At 33.9% G+C, this 17,038-nt stretch carries 15 protein-coding genes; 9 read left to right on the forward strand and 6 right to left on the reverse strand.

Annotated elements, in window-relative coordinates; translation table 11 throughout:
- Positions 1 to 178 precede the first annotated feature (178 nt).
- Positions 179 to 2,281, forward strand: a complete 2,103-nt coding sequence (recG, locus tag CA2559_RS10360) for an ATP-dependent DNA helicase RecG (protein WP_013187837.1) — start codon at positions 179 to 181, stop codon at positions 2,279 to 2,281.
- Here the strand turns inward: recG and CA2559_RS10365 are convergent.
- From CA2559_RS10365 to CA2559_RS10385, 5 genes are all read right to left on the reverse strand, one after another.
- Positions 2,278 to 2,949: a haloacid dehalogenase type II gene (locus CA2559_RS10365; RefSeq protein WP_238524708.1), complete on the reverse strand. Its 672-nt coding sequence runs from the start codon at positions 2,947 to 2,949 to the stop codon at positions 2,278 to 2,280. The two genes, recG and CA2559_RS10365, sit on opposite strands and share 4 nt — an antisense overlap.
- Before the next feature lie 65 nt (positions 2,950 to 3,014).
- Positions 3,015 to 4,436, reverse strand: coding sequence for an NAD-dependent succinate-semialdehyde dehydrogenase (locus tag CA2559_RS10370; protein ID WP_013187839.1), 1,422 nt, complete (start codon positions 4,434 to 4,436; stop codon positions 3,015 to 3,017).
- Between the two features lie 46 nt (positions 4,437 to 4,482).
- Positions 4,483 to 5,598: an alkene reductase gene (locus tag CA2559_RS10375; RefSeq protein WP_041240992.1), complete on the reverse strand. Its 1,116-nt coding sequence runs from the start codon at positions 5,596 to 5,598 to the stop codon at positions 4,483 to 4,485.
- An 85-nt stretch (positions 5,599 to 5,683) separates the two neighbouring features.
- Positions 5,684 to 6,268 carry a Crp/Fnr family transcriptional regulator gene (locus tag CA2559_RS10380; protein WP_013187841.1) on the reverse strand — a complete coding sequence of 195 codons (585 nt, stop codon included), beginning with the start codon at positions 6,266 to 6,268 and terminating at the stop codon, positions 5,684 to 5,686.
- Positions 6,269 to 6,346: 78 nt separating this feature from the next.
- Positions 6,347 to 7,123 (reverse strand): TerC family protein, encoded by a 777-nt coding sequence (locus tag CA2559_RS10385; RefSeq protein WP_013187842.1) that lies wholly within the window; start codon positions 7,121 to 7,123, stop codon positions 6,347 to 6,349.
- Positions 7,124 to 7,602: 479 nt separating this feature from the next.
- Here CA2559_RS10385 and CA2559_RS10390 point away from each other — a divergent pair, with 479 nt between their 5' ends.
- The 7 genes from CA2559_RS10390 to CA2559_RS10420 all read left to right on the forward strand — a co-directional run bounded on the left by CA2559_RS10390 (position 7,603) and on the right by CA2559_RS10420 (position 14,905).
- The gene (locus tag CA2559_RS10390) at positions 7,603 to 8,571 is read left to right on the forward strand and encodes a TerC family protein (RefSeq protein WP_013187843.1); all 969 of its coding nucleotides are present in this window, start codon (positions 7,603 to 7,605) and stop codon (positions 8,569 to 8,571) included.
- 108 nt (positions 8,572 to 8,679) lie between these two features.
- Positions 8,680 to 8,982 carry a ribosome hibernation-promoting factor, HPF/YfiA family gene (hpf, locus tag CA2559_RS10395; protein ID WP_013187844.1) on the forward strand — a complete coding sequence of 101 codons (303 nt, stop codon included), beginning with the start codon at positions 8,680 to 8,682 and terminating at the stop codon, positions 8,980 to 8,982.
- Between the two features lie 63 nt (positions 8,983 to 9,045).
- Complete coding sequence (locus tag CA2559_RS10400; protein WP_148232805.1) at positions 9,046 to 9,471, forward strand: arsenate reductase family protein; 426 nt, start codon at positions 9,046 to 9,048, stop codon at positions 9,469 to 9,471.
- 186 nt (positions 9,472 to 9,657) lie between these two features.
- Positions 9,658 to 12,063: an alpha-ketoacid dehydrogenase subunit alpha/beta gene (locus CA2559_RS10405; protein WP_013187846.1), complete on the forward strand. Its 2,406-nt coding sequence runs from the start codon at positions 9,658 to 9,660 to the stop codon at positions 12,061 to 12,063.
- A 93-nt stretch (positions 12,064 to 12,156) separates the two neighbouring features.
- A complete protein-coding gene (locus CA2559_RS10410; protein ID WP_013187847.1) occupies positions 12,157 to 13,932 on the forward strand; it encodes a mechanosensitive ion channel family protein in 1,776 nt (591 codons plus the stop codon).
- A gap of 35 nt (positions 13,933 to 13,967) precedes the next feature.
- On the forward strand, positions 13,968 to 14,501 hold the full coding sequence (locus CA2559_RS10415) for a hypothetical protein (RefSeq protein WP_013187848.1): 534 nt from the start codon (positions 13,968 to 13,970) through the stop codon (positions 14,499 to 14,501).
- Entirely contained in the window at positions 14,501 to 14,905 is a 405-nt protein-coding gene (locus CA2559_RS10420; RefSeq protein ID WP_013187849.1) for a hypothetical protein, read from the forward strand. Before CA2559_RS10415 ends, CA2559_RS10420 begins: the two co-directional genes overlap by 1 nt.
- On the opposite strand, the gene CA2559_RS10425 is transcribed toward CA2559_RS10420, so the two are convergent.
- Positions 14,902 to 15,738 (reverse strand): 1,4-dihydroxy-2-naphthoyl-CoA synthase, encoded by an 837-nt coding sequence (locus CA2559_RS10425; protein ID WP_013187850.1) that lies wholly within the window; start codon positions 15,736 to 15,738, stop codon positions 14,902 to 14,904. The genes CA2559_RS10420 and CA2559_RS10425 overlap by 4 nt on opposite strands.
- A 99-nt stretch (positions 15,739 to 15,837) precedes the next feature.
- Between CA2559_RS10425 and CA2559_RS10430 the strand changes: the two genes are divergently transcribed.
- Positions 15,838 to 16,950 carry a C1 family peptidase gene (locus CA2559_RS10430; protein ID WP_013187851.1) on the forward strand — a complete coding sequence of 371 codons (1,113 nt, stop codon included), beginning with the start codon at positions 15,838 to 15,840 and terminating at the stop codon, positions 16,948 to 16,950.
- The last annotated feature ends 88 nt before the right edge of the window (positions 16,951 to 17,038 follow it).

Below are 17,038 nucleotides of genomic sequence, written 5' to 3' on the forward strand. Positions count from 1 at the left end.
GAACCTCCAACAGGAGATTAATATTTTAATTTATTTCTTAATTAATATTACCTCAAAAAAAAAAGGGTTTCAAACTTTACCTTTAAAACGATTTTTTAAATAATAAATTACAGAAATTGTATACTACAAATCTAGCAAATCAAATCTCAATTACACTTAATTCTGTAATTTAGCGGCAATGAGCAGTCTTCTACAAACTCCCATAGATTATTTAAAAGGTGTTGGTACCAATCGTGCAGATTTACTCCGCACAGAATTAGACATACACACCTTTCAAGATTTGCTTAATTTCTTTCCGTTTAGATATATAGATAAGACTAAGTATTATAAGATAAATGAGCTGCAACGCAATTCTGCAGACGTTCAAGTTATAGGGAAGATTACACACATAAAAACTGTAGAGCAAAAACGCGGAAAACGTTTAGTGGCAGATTTTATAGATGATACCGGTAAAATGGAATTGGTCTGGTTTAGAGGTCATAAATGGATTAAGGAAAACCTTAAATTAAACACAGCATATGTAATTTACGGAAAAGTAAACCATTACAACGGAACGTTTTCTATGCCTCATCCAGAAATGGAACCTTATGCAACTCATAAAGAAGAGGTTAAGATAGCTATGCAACCTGTTTATTCATCTACTGAAAAGCTAACCAATAAAGGCATTACCCAACGGTTTATGGGCAAAATGATGCAACAGGTTTTTATACAAACTGGAGCAACTTATGAGGAAACACTTGCCGCACCTTTAAGAGAGGAACTAAAATTAATTAGCAAAACTCAAGCGTTACGAAACATACACTTTCCTAAAAATTCAGAATTACTAGCCAAGGCACAATTTAGGCTAAAATTTGAAGAGCTATTTTATATACAGCTACAAATGCTTTCTAAGAACTTACAACGTAAGCAACGCTTAAAAGGCTTTCCATTTGATCAAGTTGGTGAGGTTTTTAACGACTTTTACGAGAATCACTTACCATTTGAGTTAACCAATGCCCAAAAGCGCGTAATTAAAGAAATTAGAAATGATTTAGGCAGTAGCGCCCAAATGAATAGACTATTACAAGGTGATGTGGGTTCGGGAAAGACCATTGTAGCCCTAATGTGTGTTTTGTTAGCTATCGATAACAATTTTCAGGCGGTTCTTATGGCACCTACTGAGATTTTAGCGCAACAACATTATCAAGGTATAAAAGACCTTGTGGCTCACTTAGATATTAAAGTTAATTTGCTAACAGGCTCAGTTAAAAAGAGTGCTCGCACCTTAATTCATGAAGCTCTTGAAGACGGCACACTTAATTTACTAATTGGCACCCATGCAGTTTTAGAAGACAAGGTGCAGTTTAAAAATTTAGGATTAGCTATTATTGATGAACAGCATAGATTTGGAGTGGCACAACGTTCTAAATTATGGCGTAAGAATACCATACCACCACATATTTTAGTGATGACAGCTACTCCAATACCACGTACTCTAGCTATGAGCGTGTATGGCGATTTAGACATAAGTGTAATCGATGAGTTGCCACCTGGACGAAAAGCCATTAAAACTGTACATAGGTTTGATAGCCATAGACTACGTGTCTTTAGGTTTATACGTGATGAAATTGAAAAAGGCAGACAGGTTTATGTTGTATATCCATTAATACAGGAAAGTGAAGTATTGGATTACAAAGATTTAATGGATGGTTATGAAAGTATTGTGAGAGATTTTCCTCTGCCAGAGTATCAGGTTTCTATTGTTCACGGCCAAATGAAGCCTGCAGATAAAGATTATGAAATGCAACGCTTTGTAGAAGGTAAAACACATATAATGGTTGCAACCACGGTTATTGAAGTTGGTGTTAACGTTCCTAATGCATCTGTTATGATAATTGAAAGTGCTGAGCGTTTTGGGTTATCCCAACTACACCAATTGCGCGGTCGTGTTGGTCGTGGTGCAGAACAGAGTTTTTGTATTCTTATGACCGGTCATAAACTTAGTGATGATAGTAAAACTCGCCTAGAAACTATGACGCGTACTAACGATGGTTTTGAAATAGCCGAAGTAGATTTAAAACTTCGCGGTCCTGGCGATATGATGGGTACGCAACAAAGTGGTGTTTTAAACCTTAAGATAGCAGATATAGTTAAGGATAATAATATTTTAAAACTAGCAAGAAGTTATGCCTATGCAATCTTAAAAGAAGATCCTAGCTTAAGTGACGACAGTAATGCTATTTATCGGAAAATTTATAAGTTATTAGGCAAAGACAAAACCATTTGGAAATATATTTCCTAAGAGAGCTGTTTCACCAATTCTTTTAATGACCTGCAACTTAATGTAGGCTTTTTACCTAATGGATAAATAGATTTTTTTTCTCTTTCAATAAAAGCCGTTTGTAATCCTGCTTGTTGTGCACCAATAATATCCCAACCGTGTGCAGCTACTAACATTGCTTGTTCTACGGAAACATTTAAAGAGTCTAAAACATATTTATATGTGTTGGCGTGTGGTTTATAAACTTTTACAGCACTAACACTAAATAAAGCATTAAAATATGCAGAGAGCTCTGCGTTTTCAATTTGTTGTTCCAAAGCATCTTTACTACCATTGGTTAATGCTACCAACATAAATCCTTTAGTTTTTAACGCCTGCAATGCTTCTACAACATCTGCGTGAGGTTTTAAATTAAGGATATGGTTTAATATTGTTTTAGTTTCAGCTTCAGATATATGAACGTTAAAATGAGCTTCAACCATTTTTAATACTGCTTTACCGATAGCACCAAAATCGTTATAGGTTTCTTGTATTGTTTCAGCAAAAGAATACATTAATAGTTTATGAAACCAAATTTGGAATGCGGCTTCGTTTCCAAATGCATTATTCATAGCTCTTTCCATTAAAGAAAGGTCTAGAAGTGTTTCATTTACATCAAAAATGAGAAGTTTAGGTGTGTTTTTCATCATTATTATTAAAACTATAAATCCAAGCTGTTACACTTGGATTTATAAAATTTATATTAAAGATTATACTAGCTGTTTAAGCTCATAATAGCCTTTTCATTTACAAACTCTTTCATACCAAAGCCACCATGTTCTCTACCATATCCTGAGTTTTTAACGCCTCCGAATGGCATGTTAGGTTGTGCTAATCCAAATGAATTGATAAACACCATACCAGTATCAAAATGATTTTTGGCAAGCGCAAAGGCTTTGTCTTCATCTTTAGAGAAGATACCACCACCAAGACCAAATCTACTATCATTGGCAATACGCATAGCATCTTCATTATCTTTAGCTCTAATTAATGACGCAACAGGACCGAAAAGCTCATCATCATAAGCTGGCTGTCCTGGTTTCACATTTTCAAGAATTGTTGCTGGATAATAAAACCCGTCGCCTTGAGGAAGTTCTCCACCTACAAGAATTTTTGCTCCTTTAGCAACACTTTCTTTAAGCTGTGTGTGTATTTTATTACGTAAATCTTCACGTGCCATTGGGCCGATGTCTGAATCTTCATCCATAGGATTACCATGTTTAATATCCTTCATTCCCTTAACAAATGCTTCTTTAAACTTATCATAAACGGCATCTACTACCACAAAACGTTTTGCAGCAACACAAGTTTCTCCATTATTATAAATACGTCCTTCTACACTTGTTTTAGCAGCTAACTCTACATCTGCATCATCTAAAACTAAGTAAGCATCATTACTACCAAGCTCCATTACTGTTTTCTTTAATGCAGCACTTGCTTTTTGAGCAACTACTTTACCTCCTTCTGCACTACCAGTCATAGTAACTCCTCTCACAAGGTCGTTTTCTATAACCTTATCAGACTGTTCGTGGTTCATTACTAAAACAGTGAATAAATGTTTTGGCAAGCCAGCATCCTCATATACATTCTGTAAGAATTTAGCAGAACCTGTAACATTTTCTGCGTGCTTTAGCAATACTCCGTTACCTGCCATTAAGTTAGATATACTATATCTTACTGCTTGATAACAAGGAAAATTCCAAGGCTGTATACCATATACAATACCAATAGGAGAATGAGTAATTACTCCTTTTCCTCCTTCAGGTAATTCACGCTCTATATCTTTAAGTACGTCTGCTCCAGTATTTGCAGTATAATCACAAATTCCTGCACAAAGCTCTACTTCTTGCAAACCTTGCTTATAAACTTTACCCATTTCTTGAGTCATAAGCTTGGCATATTCCTCTTTACGCTCTTTTAAAAGTTTACCTATAGATTTAAGTACTTTACCACGTTCTTCAAAAGATTTAGATTTCCACTCTGTAAATGCTTCATGGCATTTCTTTACAGCATTTGTAACATCTTCATCACTCATATAAGTATATTCTTCAATTACTTTACCTGTATGAGGATTAATAGTGTTAAAACCATTTTCTCTTTCTCTATTTATTATCTCTATTTCTTTTTCTAGTATCATTTTTTCTTTTTTTTTGGTTAATTAAAAAGCTAAGTCTTATTAAGTTTTAGCTTGTTGGTATAAGGTCTCTAGTTTTGGCTTCATAATCTATATAGCCTTCAGGACCTTGTGAATAAAAGGTATTAGCATCCCATTCTGCAGTTGGTATATTTTCTTTAAATCGACCTACTAAGTCTGGATTCGATATATATAGTTTTCCAAAAGCAACAAGGTCTGCATCACCATTTTCTATTACTTTATTAGCGGTATCTTTTGTAAACCCAGTATTTATCATTAGTGTCCCTGAATATTTAGGACGGTATCGCTTTGCTATATGCTCTTCTGCATAATCAACATCTGAGACATCTGTAAAAGGCTCAGATAAATGTATGTAGGATAAATCGTATTCTTTTTCTAATCTTTCAATCACATAGTCGAATGTTGGGATGGTATCTTCAACGACTTCCATTCCAAATGTACCGTGTAATGATGGATTAAATCGAGCTCCAATCCTATTCTGCGGAATTACCTGTTTTACAGCATCTAAAACTTCAAAAAAGAAACGCGCTCTGTTTTCTATGCTTCCGCCGTATTGGTCGTCTCTTTTATTACTGAAGCTACTGAAGAATTGATGAAATAGATATCCGTTTGAAGAATGTATCTCTACGCCATCAAAACCTGCTTCAACTGCATTTTTTGCTGCTTGCTTAAAATCATTTACTGTAATTTTTATTTCCTCAAGTGTCATTGCCTTTGGGGTTACAGTATCTTTAAAACCTTCTGGAGTATAAGATTGTGCGTGTGGATTTATGGCTGATGGTGCTACTGGCAAATCGCCATCATGAAAATCTGGATGACTCATACGGCCTACATGCCATAATTGTATAAAAATACGTCCGCCAGCATCGTGTACACTTTTTGTTACTTTTTTCCAGCCTTCTACTTGTGCTTTAGAGTGTATTCCTGCAGTATGTATGTAACCAACTGCTTGTTTAGATACTTGCGCACCTTCTGTAATTATGAGTCCTGCTGTAGCACGTTGTGTGTAATATTCTACGTGCAAGTCTGTAGGTGCATTTTCATCGTTTACAGCGCGACTACGTGTCATAGGTGCCATTATTGCACGATTAGGTAACGACAAGTCGCCAATTTTATGTGGTTGTAATATAGGTTGATCTTTCATTGTAATTTTTTTGGTTTTACCCAAATATACAATGAAGAACAGCTTGAAATGCTTGACGTACGTTAGCGTAAGCTGTTAAAGATAGTTAAGAGGCTATTTCTAGCTGTTTCCTAATACGGCTTAAGCTTTCTGGTTTTATACCAAGATAGTTTGCTATATGGTAGTTTGCTACACGACTTTCAATTCTAGGATAAGATTTACAAAAATCTATATAGCGTTCTGTTGCAGATTTCTCTAATGTTGATAAGACACGTTTTCTAAGAGACACAAATGCTCCTGCTGTTTTAATTCTGAAGAATCGTTCAAATTTTGGAATACGGATATATAGAGTTTCAAGTATGGCTTTATCTAACTTTAAAACTACAGAGTCTTCAATTGCTTCAACATAGAGTTTAGCTGGTTCATTGTTAAAGAAGGCTTCAAAATCACTAATCCACCAATCTTCAATAGCAAATTGAATAATGTGTTTTTCGCCGTGAGAATCTAGATAGTATGCTTTCAAACAGCCTTTTAGAACATAGAACTCTGAATTTACAACATCGCCAGGTTGAATTAAAAAGTGTTTCTTAGAAACTTTCTCTTCAGTAAACAAGCTTAAAAACTCTGTCATCTCACTTTCTGTAAGATCAATTACCTTATTAACGTGTTGTCTTAATTTTTCACTGGCCATTACACAAATATAGACTTTAGTTAAAATGACTCACGTTAAAAAAATTAAAAAAAACTGGCGTTGTTTAGCATTTAGGATTTAGTTAAGACCTCCAGAAATTTTCTTCTGATAACGGCCTTGTACTATATCTATAATAACCAATGTTATGATAACAAAGTAGAATGTTCCTTTACTCATTGGAGTAATTTCACTTCCAAAAAACTCCATATGTGCTAAATGGCCACCTTCGCTCATTAGCATAATTCCTACTATAAATAATATAAATAGTCCCAATACTTCATACATACGGTTCTTCTTCAAGAAGGCAGTTACTTTTCCTGCTAACCAAATCATCATAACACCACCAATTACAATTGCTACAGCCATTACCCAAAAGACATCGGTTAATGCAATGGCACTTAAAATTGAATCGAATGAGAATACAAGGTTCATTATAATGATTGAGATAATAATTCTTGTAACACTTTTTTGTTTTGAATTATGCTGATCTTCATTGTGCTCTTTAAAAGACATCATATGCCAGATTTCTTTTACTGAAGTATAAATTATGAAAACACCACCTGCTAAAACAATAAGGCTGTGAATATTAAACTCACCACCAACTATATCTTCTAAATGAAAACCAAAAACAGGATCTTGAAACAAATCGATTAAACTTACCAAGACAAAGAGCAATACAATGCGTAAAACTATAGCTATTCCTATTCCTAATAAACGCACTCGCTTTTGTTCACTAGGTGGTGCTTGACCGCTTTCCATGGATATATAAAGTAAGTTATCTAACCCTAAAACCATTTGCAAGAGAGTTAGCATACCTAAAGTGATAAAATTATCGAGTGTAAAAAGACCTTCCATTTTAGTTAGTGTATTTATTGTATAGTTTAGGTCAAAGATACTTTTTAAGAAGACAATTAAAAATAAAAAACCTCTTCGGTGAGGAAGAGGTCTTTATTTATAACTAATTAAGTGGAAAAACTAAACTTAAAACTTATACCCTAAAAAATAATTAGTTATTCTAAAACTTTTAAATAAAAGAGGTGATTTTAATAATACAGGATAAAACTATACTATAATTCTCTATTAAAATACCAAAAATTGAATTTTTAGAATATTTTTATCAAATAATTAAAGAATATTTATTTTTAATAAGAATTATTTGCCAAATTTATGTTAACAATATAAGCGAGTGTATAGATAATTAAAATTTATGGTTTTAAAAATATAGTGTACAACCCTTAAAATTTTAATTAAAATAAATAGTGAGATAACAAGGCAAACCATAGATAATTAATCCTGAATTATCGAAATTTGCTTTTTAAAACCACTCAAGAACTATGCTTACAGTCTGGATTATATTTATCGTATTTATACTTATTTGTCTTGCATTAGATCTTGGCGTATTTAACAAAAAGGCACATATAATAAAGACTAAAGAAGCGTCAATATTTACTGCTATCTGGGTTTCTTTTGCTCTTGCGTTTAGTGGCGTAATTTGGTGGTTGTTTTCACAAGGTATTGTAGAGAATCCAACAAATCTCACAGCAGATAATGCCGTACTTAAATACATTACCGGCTACCTTATAGAGCTTTCTTTAAGTATTGATAATGTTTTTGTGATTGCTGTAATATTTTCATCTTTTAATATTCCGCAATTATACCAGCATAAGGTCTTGTTTTGGGGAATTTTAGGTGCAATTGTTTTTAGAGCATTAATGATTTTCTTTGGGATCGCGCTTATTACTAAGTTTGATTGGATAATTTATGTATTTGGTGCCTTCTTACTTTATACAGCATTTAAAATGCTAAAGAGTGACGACAGTCACTTTAACCCAAAGCAATCTTGGATTTTTAAGACTATAAAAAAAGTGTACCCTATCACTACTGCTACAGATGGCGATAAGTTTTTTATTCGCCGTATGGGTATTAAAGCAGCCACTCCTCTATTTATGGCTCTTTTAGTAATAGAACTCACAGACATACTATTTGCATTGGACAGTATTCCTGCAATCCTTGCCATTACAGAAGATCCATTTATTGTATTCTCTTCTAATATCTTTGCAATATTAGGTTTACGTTCTATGTATTTTTTAATTTCCAGAATGCTCGAAAAGTTCAGATATATTAACTACAGTTTAGTAGTTATACTAACCTTTGTAGGCTTAAAAATGATTTTTGTTCATCATATTGAAATACCTGAATGGCTTTCATTAGCTGTAATAGTAGTGGCTCTTGCCGGTGGTATTTTAGCTTCGGTTTTAATTAAGAATCCTCAAGCAAGTGATGTAATAGATGACTCTAATTAAGCTTAGTTACATTTAAAAAAACTTTAACCACATCTTAAAAAAAACCCAAATAGGCTGTAATATTTGCTATGCCTAAGCTTGTCTTGTATCTTAGTATAAAAATATATTATGGAGATTAACTTTAATTATGTGCACGTAAGCGCTAGTGAGCGTTTAGAAGCATTTACGACAGAAAAAATAAATAAATTAGCTAATAGATACGATTTTATAGTAAAGGCAGATGTTTTCTTTAAAAAGGAAAACACATCTGAGCCAGATACAGGTATGATTGCAGAAATTAGATTAAGTGCACCTGGTCCTAGACTATTTGCAGAATCTAGTAATAGTAATTTTGAACACGCTGTTGCAGAAGTTGCCGAACAATTAAAAACGCAATTAGAGAAGCGAAAAGCTTCTATGAAAACGTATTAATAGTTACGATACTAACTAATCCTTAAAAATATAATGGGCGTGATAGCACAAGATAATAAACAAATGAATTTCTATTATTCAGAAGACTCTAGTATAGCCAAGCAAGCTCTTGGCTACCTAGAAGCTTCAGATAAGAAAATTCAACTTATAAATATTAACGAAACTAAACTTACCGGTACACAATGGGCAGAATTATCCCAAGGTGTTGGTACTACTATAGACGGATTAATTTCAAAAGACCATCCTAGTGCAAAAGATGTAATTAAAGATGGAGATTTTGATGAACACGATTGGATAGATATTTTAAATAACTGTCCTCAGGTATTTGAGTATCCAGTAGCTATGAATGGGTCGTCTTTTCTTTTGGTAAAAACACCATCAGATATCCTTAAGTTTTACGGTGTAGACAGTCCTGCTTTAAACAAACCAAAACTTGGCGAGGAGCAAGACACTAAACCAGCTTCAAAAAATGATAATTATATCGAGTAATTCATCACTTTTATTAGTTTCAAATTAAACAAAATGCAATTGAACATCTCAATTGCATTTTTTTATTGCAAATTTCATTAGAAATATGACTTTTAATTATTGAATTGTTAGTTATTTAGCATATTGCTGTATTGGTTTTCAGATGCATTTCCATTACCTTTGCATGATAAATTTTGAATCATAATTATGCAAAAATCGCCTTCCACAGCTAAAGATATTTCTTTTGAAGATTTTAAGACAGAAGTTTTAAATGATTACAAGCTTGCCGTAACCAGTAGAGAGTGCAGTTTACTAGGACGTCGCGAGGTACTTACAGGTAAAGCTAAATTCGGAATTTTTGGAGATGGTAAAGAGGTACCACAGTTAGCATTGGCTAAAGCCTTTAAAAATGGAGACTTTAGAAGTGGTTACTATAGAGACCAAACCTTTATGATGGCAATTGGCGCATTAAACATACAACAGTTTTTTGCAGGCCTATATGCTAACACAGATTTAGAAAAAGAGCCAATGAGTGCAGGACGCCAAATGGGTGGTCACTTTGCAACTCACAGTTTAAACAAAGATGGTTCTTGGAAAAACTTAATGCAACAAAAAAACAGCAGTGCAGACATCTCTCCTACTGCTGGACAAATGCCAAGACTTTTAGGTTTGGCACAAGCTTCTAAAATTTACAGACACGTAGATGGTATAGATGCAGAAAAATTTTCTGATAAAGGAAATGAAATTGCTTGGGGAACTATAGGTAACGCAAGTACTAGTGAAGGTTTATTCTGGGAAACTATTAATGCCGCAGGTGTCTTACAGGTACCTATGGTTATGAGTGTTTGGGATGATGAATACGGTATTTCTGTTCACGCAAGACACCAAACAACAAAAGAAAATATATCAACTATCCTTAGCGGCTTTCAAAGAGATGACGAGCACAAAGGTTTTGAAATAATGGTTGTAAAAGGTTGGGATTATGCAGCATTGGTAGATACTTACCAAAAAGCTAGTGCGCTTGCCAGAGAAAAGCATGTGCCTGTTTTAATTCACGTAAACCAACTTACACAGCCACAAGGACATTCTACTTCTGGATCTCATGAGCGCTATAAGAGTGAAGATCGTTTAGCTTGGGAAAAAGAATACGATTGTAATGTACAGATGCGCCAATGGATGATTACTAACAACATTGCCACAGAAGAACAATTGTCTGAGATAGAAAAGGATATTAAAAAGCAAGTAAGAGATGGTAAAAAGGCCGCTTGGTCAGATTTTACCAACATTTCAAAAGCACCACACCAAGAGGTGTTGCCTTTATTAAAAAATCTTGCTGAATCCAGCTCTAACAAAACATTCATCAACGCATTATATGAAGAGCTAGCCTCTAAAAAAGAACCACTTAAGAAAGATTTGGTATCTTATTCTAGGAAAGCTTTACGCTATACATTTGGAGAATCATCTGAAGCTAAATCTACACTAGAAAATTGGCTTACATCTTATATTGAAAAGGTTCAACCAAACTACAGCAGTCACTTAGTAAGTGAAAGCGAATGGAATGTCACAGGTGTTAATGAGATAAAGCCAACATATGACGATAATTCAGAAGATGTTGATGCACGTTTAATACTGAGAGATAACTTCGACCATATATTTTCTAATCATCCAGAAACATTAATATTTGGAGAAGATACCGGAGAAATTGGTGATGTAAACCAAGGTCTTGAAGGAATGCAGGAAAAATATGGTGAACTAAGAGTTGCAGATACTGGTATTAGAGAAGCAACTATTTTAGGTCAAGGTATAGGTATGGCGCTAAGAGGATTGCGTCCAATTGCAGAAATCCAATATTTAGATTACGTCTTATATGCATTACAAATCATGAGTGATGATTTGGCTACGTTACAATACAGAACTGTTGGAAAACAAAAAGCACCTTTAATCATAAGAACACGTGGTCACCGTTTAGAAGGTATATGGCATAGTGGCTCACCAATGGGAGCATTATTACATACTTTAAGAGGTATACATATACTTGTTCCGAGAAACATGACTAAAGCGGCTGGTTTTTACAACACGCTTTTAGAGGCAGATGAGCCTGCATTAATTGTAGAATGCCTTAATGGTTACCGTTTAAAAGAAAAAATGCCTACTAACCTAGGTGAGTTTAGAACACCTATTGGTGTGGTTGAAACTGTTAAAGAAGGTAAAGACATAACTTTAGTATCTTACGGGTCTACCTTAAGACTTGTACAGCAAGCAGCCAAAGAGCTACAAGAAGTTGGTATAGATGCTGAAATCATAGATACACAATCACTACTTCCATTTGATATTAATCATGATATTGTTGAAAGTGTGAAAAATACAAACAGACTTCTAGTAATAGATGAAGATGTTCCTGGTGGAGCTTCAGCATATATATTACAACACATTTTAGAAGAGCAAAACGCTTGGAGGTATTTAGACAGCAAACCAAAAACTCTTACTGCAAAAGCACATAGACCTGCTTACGGTACAGATGGTGATTATTTCTCAAAACCATCAACCGAAGATATTTTTGATGCTGTTTATGAAATTATGCACGAAAGCAACCCAACTCAGTTTCCAAAATAGAGCTAACACGTATTATTTAAAGACCTGCCTTATGCAGGTCTTTTTTTTATGGTTAACTTTAGGTCACATAATTAATTGCCTAACCAACCTAAAATGCATTTAAAAACTACACGTTTAACTTATATATTTATTGTTTTGGGTGCCTTTTTTCTGGGACAAATTACTTGGTCTCAAGAACAAAAGGAGGAACAGAAAGATGACCAACCACCTAAAAAAGAATCTCTTTTTGAAGATGATGCTAATTATCAAAGCAATCCTATTGGAGATTTTAATGAAGCCTATTACATTGTAGATCGTTTAAATGAACAAATAGGCTTATCTCCTAGTGAATATAATTTACAGACGCCACAGGCTACCTTAGAGCATTTTATAGTTAGCTGCAGAAACAAGGAATTTGATAAAGCCATTTATGCACTTAATTTTAATTTATTTCCAAAATCACTTACAAAAGAAGATGCAGCAATCTTAGCTGAAAAATTATACTTTGTAATAAACCAAAGAGTAAATATAGATTGGGATAATTTATCAGACAGACCAGATGGCCAAATAGACATTAGCACGACTACAAACAGTGCGGTTGCAGGAGCACCAAGACGTAGTTTGGTATTTGGAGAAGTAGATTATAAAGGCCGTGATATTGTATTACGATTGCAGCGTGTTAGGTATAAAAATTATGGAGCTTTTTGGTTAATATCTGCTAATACGACAGATAATATTGAGAATATGTACGCTCAATATGGCCCTAGAGAGTTAGATCTTATGATGCCCAATTGGGCTCGTGTACAATTTTTAAATGTCCCTGTTTGGAAAGTTGTTGGTACTATCCTACTTATTGTAATCGCATATTTTTTAGCAAGATTTATATATTTTCTAGTTTGCAAGATTTGTAAAAACTCAAAAAGATATTGGATTAAAAGCATTTCAGATAAGCTTGCAAAGCCAGTAGCTATCACCATAGCGGTTTTATTTTTCTATATAACCTTAAATAAGCTTATCTCCTTCTCTGGCGCATTGGCAACTGTTATATATACAAGTCTCTTAATTGTAGTTGTAGGATCTATCACTTGGTTTATAATGCAATTTATAGATTACTTAATGCTGTATGTAGCAGATAGAAAAGTTGGTGATGTCTCTGAAGAAGAAAATGAAGAGTCTAGAAAATTACTTACCTACATTTCTGTAGCTAGGCGATTAATTACTTTCTTAGTAATTATAATTGGCGGTTACATCATACTCTCACAATTTAGATCTTTAGAAAAGTTAGGTATCTCCTTATTAGCATCTGCAGGTGTAGCAACAGTAATTATTGGTGTTGCGGCACAAAGTACGTTAGGTAATATTATTGCTGGATTACAAATAGCATTTACAAAACCTGTTAGAGTTGGTGATACTGTAATTATTGAAGATGATTGGGGCTACGTAGAAGACATAAAGTTTACATTTATGGTAGTAAGAACTTGGGATTTACGAAGATTGGTAGTGCCGCTTAAATATGTAATTTCAAATACATTTGAAAACTGGTCTATGACAAGCTCACATCAAATAAGGCCTATTTATTTACAAGCTGATTATAGAACAGATGTTTCTAAACTTAGAAGTAAGTTCAAGGAATTATTGGAGGACCATGAAGATTGGGACCAAGATCATCCACCAGTTGTTCAAGTTACAGATATGAGTGACAAAACTATTACTATAAGAGCCCTTTGTAGTGCAAAAGATGCCTCTTCTACTTGGGATTTACATTGCAGCCTTAGAGAAGATTTGGTTCGTTATATTTGCGACTTAGAAGATGGCGTCTACTTAGCAAAATCCAGAGTTGAAAATGTTGGAAATAGCGGTGAGGTTACTGGCGAAGAATCAATTAATTAATACATTTAAGTAAACAACTATAACTAACTATTATATTGAGATTTACACTTTATATATTTAAAGGATTACATTACGCATTTATTGTAGCGGTCTTGGCAGAAAGATCTCAAAGTAACTATCATTTAATTGCCTTAATTATAGCCCTATTTCTTATTACATATACTTATAAACACACACCAATAAAAAAGGTTACCTATACATTTTCTGATGCATTAAATGTTGTATTTGTATTACTTGGCGCATTGGCCACTTTTGCTCTTAGCGTAGAAACCAGTCTCAATACGGTATTTGTTGCAAGTGCATTAGGACTTTTAGGCGCTTTTATCCCGAAACATAAATTATTTAAAGAGGCACCTGCAGCATTGTATTGTGGTACATTTATAGGAATGACGTCTACTTTAGTTGCAAATGGTTATTTATTCATTGCATTTGCAGGAGCACTTGGCGGGTTGGTTTATATTATTGCCAAGCCCTTTTTAAATGGTTTTGGTGGAAAGCTTGGCACAATTGCATTTGGTGGTGTTGCTTTTGCTACATTATTTATATACCTCACAAACCTAGTTTATTAATGTTTGAAATAATACTATTATTAACGGGAACAATTGCAGCTCTCTCAACTTTTATAGCTAGTAACACCTTAAAATTAGGAGCCATAAAAGCTTCTGCTGGCTTATCTTTTATAGTAGCACTATTGTGTCTTCTTTTTGATGATATATTTAAAGAAGACTTAGCATTGCAAATACAACTTGTATTTTTTGGAGCTTCCTTTGTAGGTATGGTTTCAAAAGAAATAATTTCTAAACACTATCTCGTAGGTTTAGGTGGTCTTGTATTTTCTGCTATTTACTTAAATACAAGTTATTTTTTTGAAGGTTTTGGTGGTGCTTTAGGCACAACCGCTTGCATTTCTGTAATTATAGTTTTTGGATTACGTATAATTTTAAACAAAAGAAAACAGAAGGCTCACTCCTAAGGCAACCATTTCTTATCAAAGTTAGGTTTACGTTTTTCGAGAAATGCATCTCTTCCTTCTTTAGCTTCATCTGTCATATATGCTAAACGAGTAGCTTCTCCTGCAAAAACTTGCTGTCCTACCATACCATCATCTGTAAGATTCATAGCAAATTTTAGCATTTTTATAGATGTAGGACTTTTTGCAAGCACTTCTTGCGCCCATTCAAAAGCTGTTTGCTCTAAATCTGCATGTGGAACAACGGCATTAACCATTCCCATTTCAAAAGCTTCTTGTGCAGAGTAGTTTCTTCCTAAAAAGAAAATTTCTCTAGCTTTTTTCTGTCCTACCATTTTTGCTAAGTAAGCAGAACCATAGCCACCATCAAAGCTAGTAACATCTGCATCTGTTTGTTTAAATATGGCGTGTTCTTTACTTGCTAAAGTCATATCACAAACTACATGTAAACTATGACCACCACCAACAGCCCAACCAGGAACAACACAAATAACTGCTTTTGGCATAAACCTAATAAGGCGCTGTACTTCTAGGATATTTAATCTATGGTAGCCATCTTGGCCAACATAACCTTGGTGTCCTCTTGCCTTTTGGTCTCCACCACTACAAAAACTATACACACCATCTTTAGAAGAAGGTCCTTCTGCAGATAATAAAACTACACCAATGCTTGTATCTTCTTGAGCATCGTGAAATGCATCTAAAAGCTCTGATGTTGTATGAGGTCTAAATGCATTTCTTACATCTGGTCTATTAAATGCAATACGTGCAACGCCATCACTTTTTTTATAGGTAATGTCTGTATATTCTTTTACGGATTTCCAATTAGGAGTCATAGTCTTTGGTTTGAGGCTTCAAAAATAATCAATTGAAATTGGATTTAGAATGTTGAATCAAATTTCATTACTTTTCAGTTTTAAAAACCAACTATTATTATGAGAGTCATCATCTTTTTCCTGTTTTTTAGCAGTGTAGCTTTACAAGCACAGAATTATCAATTTTCAGAAGACATTAACATTGCCTGTACGCCTGTAATAAGCCAAGGTCGTACCGGAACCTGCTGGAGTTTTTCCACTTCTTCTTTTTTAGAATCTGAAATTATAAGATTAAAAGGTAAACCTATCGATTTATCTGAAATGTATACAGTACGACAAATTTATCCTGAGAAGGCAGAAAATTATATCATGCGTCAAGGCAAAGCACAATTTAGTCAAGGTGGATTAGCTCACGATGTATTGCACTCTGTATCTAAATATGGATTAGTACCACAATCTGTATACGATGGTTTAGATACTAACCAAACAGACCATAACCATACTGAGATGGTTGCTATTTTAACCGCTATGTTAAACCGTTATATTGAGAATCCTGCTAAAGAACTGTCTCCAAAGTGGAAAATGGCTGTAAGTAGTGTTCTAGATGCATATTTGGGAGCTACTGTAAATGAATTTGAATATGATGGTACTACATTTACGCCAATGAGTTTTTTAGAGATGACAGGTATTTCTCCAAAAGATTATATTACTGTAACTTCTTTTAAACAAGCGCCGTTTTATTCTACATTTATATTAAATATTCCTGATAATTTTTCTAATGGTAGCTTTTATAACGTTCCTTTAGATGAGTTGGTTGAAGTTACAGATAATGCTTTAAAAAATGGTTTTTCTGTTGAGTTAGATGTGGATGTAAGCGAGCAAACATTTTCTTCTAAACATGGTGTTGCAGTTATCCCAAGTAATGATAGCGACAGTAAAGCTATTTTAAGTGAAATTAAACCTGAAAAACAAATTACACAAGATTACAGACAACAGGAGTTTGAAAATTACAACACTACAGATGATCACTTAATGCATATTGTGGGTACCATAAAAGACCAAAAGGGTAATACATATTATAAAGTAAAAAACTCTTGGGGAACAGATGCTAACCGTAACGCTAATGGAGGATATATTTATATGAGTAAAGCTTATTTTAAATTAAAAGCTATTTCTGTTACTGTACATAAAGATGCACTTCCTAAGGCAATTGCAAATAAGCTAAACAAGTAATAACACTTATAATTATATATATAAAAAGCCCTCGATTATATCGAGGGCTTTTTAATTTAAAGCTTTTGCTTTATCTACTTAAACTATA

This window comes from Croceibacter atlanticus HTCC2559 (genome assembly GCF_000196315.1).
Classification (GTDB): domain Bacteria; phylum Bacteroidota; class Bacteroidia; order Flavobacteriales; family Flavobacteriaceae; genus Croceibacter; species Croceibacter atlanticus.

Coding starts and splice junctions, on each gene's coding strand:
- CA2559_RS10390 (WP_013187843.1), top strand. CDS start 7,603: ATGCTTACAGTCTGGATTATATTTATCGTATTTATACTTATTTGTCTT.
- CA2559_RS10425 (WP_013187850.1), bottom strand. CDS start 15,738: ATGACTCCTAATTGGAAATCCGTAAAAGAATATACAGACATTACCTAT.
- CA2559_RS10410 (WP_013187847.1), top strand. CDS start 12,157: ATGCATTTAAAAACTACACGTTTAACTTATATATTTATTGTTTTGGGT.
- hpf (WP_013187844.1), top strand. CDS start 8,680: ATGGAGATTAACTTTAATTATGTGCACGTAAGCGCTAGTGAGCGTTTA.
- CA2559_RS10400 (WP_148232805.1), top strand. CDS start 9,046: ATGAATTTCTATTATTCAGAAGACTCTAGTATAGCCAAGCAAGCTCTT.
- CA2559_RS10385 (WP_013187842.1), bottom strand. CDS start 7,123: ATGGAAGGTCTTTTTACACTCGATAATTTTATCACTTTAGGTATGCTA.
- CA2559_RS10375 (WP_041240992.1), bottom strand. CDS start 5,598: ATGAAAGATCAACCTATATTACAACCACATAAAATTGGCGACTTGTCG.
- recG (WP_013187837.1), top strand. CDS start 179: ATGAGCAGTCTTCTACAAACTCCCATAGATTATTTAAAAGGTGTTGGT.
- CA2559_RS10420 (WP_013187849.1), top strand. CDS start 14,501: ATGTTTGAAATAATACTATTATTAACGGGAACAATTGCAGCTCTCTCA.
- CA2559_RS10430 (WP_013187851.1), top strand. CDS start 15,838: ATGAGAGTCATCATCTTTTTCCTGTTTTTTAGCAGTGTAGCTTTACAA.
- CA2559_RS10365 (WP_238524708.1), bottom strand. CDS start 2,949: ATGATGAAAAACACACCTAAACTTCTCATTTTTGATGTAAATGAAACA.
- CA2559_RS10405 (WP_013187846.1), top strand. CDS start 9,658: ATGCAAAAATCGCCTTCCACAGCTAAAGATATTTCTTTTGAAGATTTT.
- CA2559_RS10370 (WP_013187839.1), bottom strand. CDS start 4,436: ATGATACTAGAAAAAGAAATAGAGATAATAAATAGAGAAAGAGAAAAT.
- CA2559_RS10380 (WP_013187841.1), bottom strand. CDS start 6,268: ATGGCCAGTGAAAAATTAAGACAACACGTTAATAAGGTAATTGATCTT.